The sequence below is a fragment of the Kitasatospora saccharophila genome (genome assembly GCF_039529925.1).
In the GTDB taxonomy this organism is placed as follows: domain Bacteria; phylum Actinomycetota; class Actinomycetes; order Streptomycetales; family Streptomycetaceae; genus Kitasatospora; species Kitasatospora saccharophila.
The window spans coordinates 1-4,711 of record NZ_BAAANS010000132.1; the positions used below are offsets into that span (position 1 = coordinate 1).

General features: G+C 69.4%; 4 protein-coding genes. 2 read left to right on the forward strand and 2 right to left on the reverse strand.

Annotated features, from left to right (window positions below; all coding sequences use genetic code 11):
* The first annotated feature begins 687 nt into the window (after positions 1-687).
* Both ABD345_RS39635 and ABD345_RS39640 read left to right on the forward strand, forming a co-directional pair.
* Positions 688-1,131 (forward strand): hypothetical protein, encoded by a 444-nt coding sequence (locus ABD345_RS39635; RefSeq protein ID WP_344559656.1) that lies wholly within the window; start codon positions 688-690, stop codon positions 1,129-1,131.
* 68 nt (positions 1,132-1,199) lie between these two features.
* The gene (locus tag ABD345_RS39640; protein ID WP_344559658.1) at positions 1,200-3,665 is read left to right on the forward strand and encodes a DEAD/DEAH box helicase; all 2,466 of its coding nucleotides are present in this window, start codon (positions 1,200-1,202) and stop codon (positions 3,663-3,665) included.
* 131 nt (positions 3,666-3,796) lie between these two features.
* Here the strand turns inward: ABD345_RS39640 and ABD345_RS39645 are convergent, their stop codons facing one another.
* Positions 3,797-3,970, reverse strand: coding sequence for a hypothetical protein (locus ABD345_RS39645; RefSeq protein WP_344559652.1), 174 nt, complete (start codon positions 3,968-3,970; stop codon positions 3,797-3,799).
* 408 nt (positions 3,971-4,378) lie between these two features.
* A complete protein-coding gene (locus tag ABD345_RS39650) occupies positions 4,379-4,603 on the reverse strand; it encodes a hypothetical protein (RefSeq protein WP_344559654.1) in 225 nt (74 codons plus the stop codon).
* Positions 4,604-4,711: the final 108 nt, after the last annotated feature.

Sequence of the window (4,711 nt, forward strand, 5' to 3'; positions counted from 1 at the left end):
TGGGATAGACATTTGTCTTCCTAAGACCGCTTGGCCTCCGACTTCCCGGCTGCGCCGGGTAACCACGGGCCTTCGGCCCGGGTTGCTTGCGCCTTCGGCGCTGCGCGCCGCCTTCGGCGGCGGGACTGGCGGCCTTCGGCCGGGCCCCGGGCTTCGCCCGGGGTGGCTCGTCGGCTTCGCCGCCGACTGCCCGGCTTCGCCGGGCTGTTCGGGCTTCGCCTGTTCGCGGGTGCCGGGTTCGGGTGGGTGATGGTGGGCCAACTCTGCTGCTTTGGGCGGAGTTTGATGGTGAATAGGGTGGGGGCCTTCGGCCCGTGCTGGGGTGGGTGGGCTGGGGGGGTGGTGGGGCTGGGGGTTTGGTGGGTGCTTCGCACCGTGGGCCCGGTGGGGTTCAGGGGAGGTGGGGAGGTGTTGCGGGGCGTGTCGGATGGCGGGGTCACTCGTTGGGGTGGCGAGGGGGCGGGCTTCGTCCGTTCGCCTGTATCAAAGATTCTGTGCCGCTAGACTCTGTTAATGGAGCGTGGTTCTGTTGGCACGTTCTTTGAGCGATCGGGTAGGGCTAGGGCTCCTTCGGATAGCCGGTATCGGATTCTGGTGCGGGCGGGACATTGCAGGCGGTGGGAATTGGTTTCCGATTTTGGCGGGGCTGATGAGCGGGAGTCCTGGGGGTTGGTGGCGGCTGCCGGGGTGGGGCCGTTGCGCTTCGAGATGTCTCCGGCCGAGGTGGCACAGGCGCTGGGCGTCGAGGAGCCCTTGGCGCGCGTGGGCGGTCCGTACGGGCAGGAGGACTTCGCTGACGGGGTGAAGGCGTTCTACGACCCCGAGACGGGCGGCCTTGCCTGCGTGGCGCTGGATGCGGTGTCAGGGCCTCAGGTGTTCCTTGCCGGTGTGCCGCTGGGCGGGGGTGATCCGGGGCGGGGGCAGGAGTTCTTGCTGGAGTACGCCTCGGAGAACGAGCACTGGATCCTGTTCACCCCTGACGGGTCGCTCGCCCTGACCGATCTGGGGGTGCTGCTGCGGGACCAGAAGGTGGGAGGAGTCCGGCTGACGCGTCCTGTCTTCGTCAAGGAGGAGTGGTTCGAGTCGCAGCACTACCGGGATCACCTTCCGCTGGAGCATGTCGTCGACTGAGCCGCCACAGCGGCCGGATGCCCTCCCTCCTGGCACCTCCAATTCCGGGAAAGGAAATTGGAATCATGATGAAAAAGCCCCGCCGTAATCAGGTGGAGGCCGCTGACGCCTCTGTACGACTTCTGACGCTTCCGGCGTCGGGGTTGGTGCCGCCGCAGGGTCTGCGGTGTCAGCTCCGGGCGGCGACGGGCGCGGGGAAGTCGCTGACGGCCGTTCACATCGCCGAGCGGCTGCGCTCGGAGCGGACGCTGGTGCTGGTGCCGTCGCTGCCGCTGCTGGAGCAGACGGTGGCGGTGTGGCGGCGCGAGGGGCACGGCGGGCGGATGGTCGGGCTGTGCTCGCTCACCGGGTACGAGCAGCCCGTGGGGCTGCGGTGTACCACCGACCCGGCCGAGCTGGTGAAGCTCACCGCCGGGCTGAAGCGGGTCACCGTGTTCGCCACGTACGCCAGCGTGGGCCTCGGGCACCTGGAGAAGGCGCACCAGCTCGGCCTGCCGGCCTTCTCCCTCGCCGTGGTGGACGAGGCGCACCGGGTGTCGGGGCAGGCCGGGCGGCCGTGGGCGGCGGTGCTGGACAACGCCCGGATCGTGGCCGACCGCCGCTTGTTCATGACCGCCACCCCGCGCGTGTGGGCGCTCAAGGACGGCGACCGGGAGCGGGCCGCCGAGGCCGGGGTGGAGGCGGCCGAGCTGATCGCGAGCATGGACGACGAGGAGCTGTTCGGCCCCGTCGCCCACGACTACCCGCTCGGGCAAGCCATCGCCGATGGCGTGATCGCCCCGTACCGGATCGTGTGCGTCGACGTCGCCGACCCGGTGCTGCAGGGCATGGAGCAGCGCGGTGCGGACGTCCGCTCGGTGGAGTACCGCGGGGCGCGGTTGGCGGCGCTGCAGACGGCTCTGCTGTCCGCGTGCGCGGAGTGGGACCTGAGCCGGACCCTGTCCTTCCACCACCTGGTCGCGGAGGCGCGGGCGATGAGCACCGGCCTCCCGGACGTCGCCCGGACGCTCTGGGAGCAAGACCCGGCGCTGCACCCCAACCCCGAGCTGGTCGGCACCAGCTGGCTGGAGGCCGACCACACCCCGGCACAGCGCCGGGCGGCGCTGGAGGAGTTCACAGAGCTGGTACGGCCCACGGACGGGCTGCGGCTGCTGCGGCACGTCCTCGCGTCGGTGAAGACGCTCTCTGAGGGCGTGGACACGTTCGCGTGCGACAGCGTGTTCTTCGCGGACGTGCGCGGCTCGATGGTGGACCTGGTCCAGGCCGTCGGCCGGGCACTGCGCACCACCCCCGACTCCGGGAAGATCGCCACGATCGTGGTGCCGGTGCTGCTGGCCGCCGGGGAGAGCGGCGAGGACCTGCTCACCTCCAAGGCCTACGACGGCCTGGCGAAGGTGCTCCTCGCGCTGCGGGCCCACGACGAGGCCGCCGTCGAGCGCCTGGCCCTGCCGCAGTCCGAGACCCGCCCGGCACGCGAGCCGCGGCACTCCGGGGATCTGGACGAGGCCCGCTCCGCCGGCGGCGAGGAGCGGCTCCTGTCGTTCTCCAGCGAGCGCGACCCGGCGGTGATCGCCGCGTTCGTCCGCACCCGGGTGCTGGAGCCCGAGCGCGAGGAGTTCCGGCGCGGCCTGGAGGAACTGGCCGCCTACCGCAAGGCGTTCGGCGACGCCAAGGTCCCCTACGCCTACCGCGCCCCCTCCGGACACCGCCTCGGCACCTGGGTCGCCGATCAGCGCCGCTACAAGGCCGCCGCCATCCTGGACGACAAGCGCATCGCGGAGCTGGACGCGCTCGGCATGGTGTGGTCGGCGTTCGACACCGCCTTCACCGACAACCTGGTCGCGGTGGCCGGGTACGCGGCCGAGCACGGCCACGCCTGCCCGCCCAACGACGCCGTGTGGGACGGGCGCCCCGTCGGGACGATCCTGAAGAACTGGCGCACCGCCCAGCGCCGCACCGAGACCCTCCAGCGCCGCGCCGAGGCTGGCGAGACCGGCTTGGACTGGACGGGGACGTTCCCGGCCGACCGGAAGGCGGCGGTCGACGCGATCGACTCGGGTTGGTGCCCGGCCTGGTCGGTGGAGTGGCAGCGCTGCTTCACCCTCGCCTGGCGCCACGTCACCGACGGCGGCGAGCTGGCCGACACGAAGCCGGGGACCGTGGTCGTGCACGGCGAGGACCTGTCCGCCTGGGCGCGGGCGCAGCAGGCCGGCTGGGACAAACTGGGCCCGGCCCAGCAGTGGGCGTGCGAACACGTTCTCGGCCTGGCCCCGCTCGAGCCTGCAGAACTGCCGACCCCGAAGGTCCCGCACACCGCGAAGGAGGAACGGAACCTCACCGCTGCCGCCCAGTACCGCGAGCGGGAGGGCCACCTGAACGTGCCCCGCAAGCACAAGGAGGCCCTGCTGCTCGCAGACGGCACCACGGTGGATGTCAGCCTTGGCCTGTTCATCGCCAACAGCCGAAGCCGCCACGACACCATCCCCGCTACCCGCGCCGAGCGCCTCACCGAGCTCGGGATGCGGTGGGCGTAATCGGGATCCGGGCGCAGCAGGGCTGTTACGGACGACCACAGCGCACGGTGTGGCAGGTCTGTGCGCGGTCAGAGGATTCGGCAGTAGTGTGGAGCCGGCCACCGGGCGGCCCGGTGGCCGGCTCCACTGTGTCATCGGTGCTTGATCCACCACACGATCAGGCTGATGCAGGCGGTACCTGCCGTAGTGGAGGCGCCCTTGATCGCGTTTTCCACCGCTTGGCGCGCGAGTCGCCTGGTCCAGCTGGGCTGTCGGTCGGACTTGGCCATGGAGCGATCGGCGTGCTTGTTCGTAGACTCGGTCATGAAGATCTTCCTTTTGTTGTAGGTGGACTTCGCGGGGCAGAAGCGGTCCGACCGGATGCTTGGAGGCTTGGCCGGACAGCTTCTGTCGCAGGTTCAGAACGGTAGAAGAAGCCCTTGAAGGGGCTGCCCGGCTAACCGACAGGGCTGTGGAACACTGGCGCGGCAATCACTAAAAGCAATGAATCGTAACTTTAAGTGACTGAATTAGTGCAGGCGGGGGCCTTGGCAATCAGGAAACCTTCCCCCTCCCCAGTCTGATGTGGACGTGTCGAGGTCCGTCCACCCTTGTCTCTGGGTTCACCGAATCGGGCTCGGTGCGCATGAACCCGAACGCGCCGGCGCAGATCGAGCCACAAAACGGCATATGGCGGGGCCATTGCCAGCACCGGTCGGCACCAGCAGAGGGGGTTAAGCGATCAGCTTGTTCACCACAGGCAGGGCCACTCCCGCAGCGCTCATGGACGCCAGCAGTGCGCCAGCCAGGCTGGGACGCTCCATCCCGGCATAGGTCAGAGCGCCGGCGATCAGGCCGATGAATGCAGCGATCTGAAAGATCAGGGCCCAACGCTGCGGCAAGGTTGATTCGGACGAGGACGAGGACTGGGGCTGCGGGTTCGAGGACGACTGGCTCACGGTTTTCTCCTAAGAACTCGTAACACGATCTTGGTGATCGCTACTGGTGGGCGTGACTGATGTGACGATTCGCCTGTTCGTGATGGTGTGAGCAACAAGCCGTGGATC

What these genes read in the sequence shown, in the direction of transcription:
- ABD345_RS39640 (WP_344559658.1), top strand. Translation starts at nt 1,200, where the DNA reads ATGAAAAAGCCCCGCCGTAATCAGGTGGAGGCCGCTGACGCCTCTGTA.
- ABD345_RS39645 (WP_344559652.1), bottom strand. Translation starts at nt 3,970, where the DNA reads ATGACCGAGTCTACGAACAAGCACGCCGATCGCTCCATGGCCAAGTCC.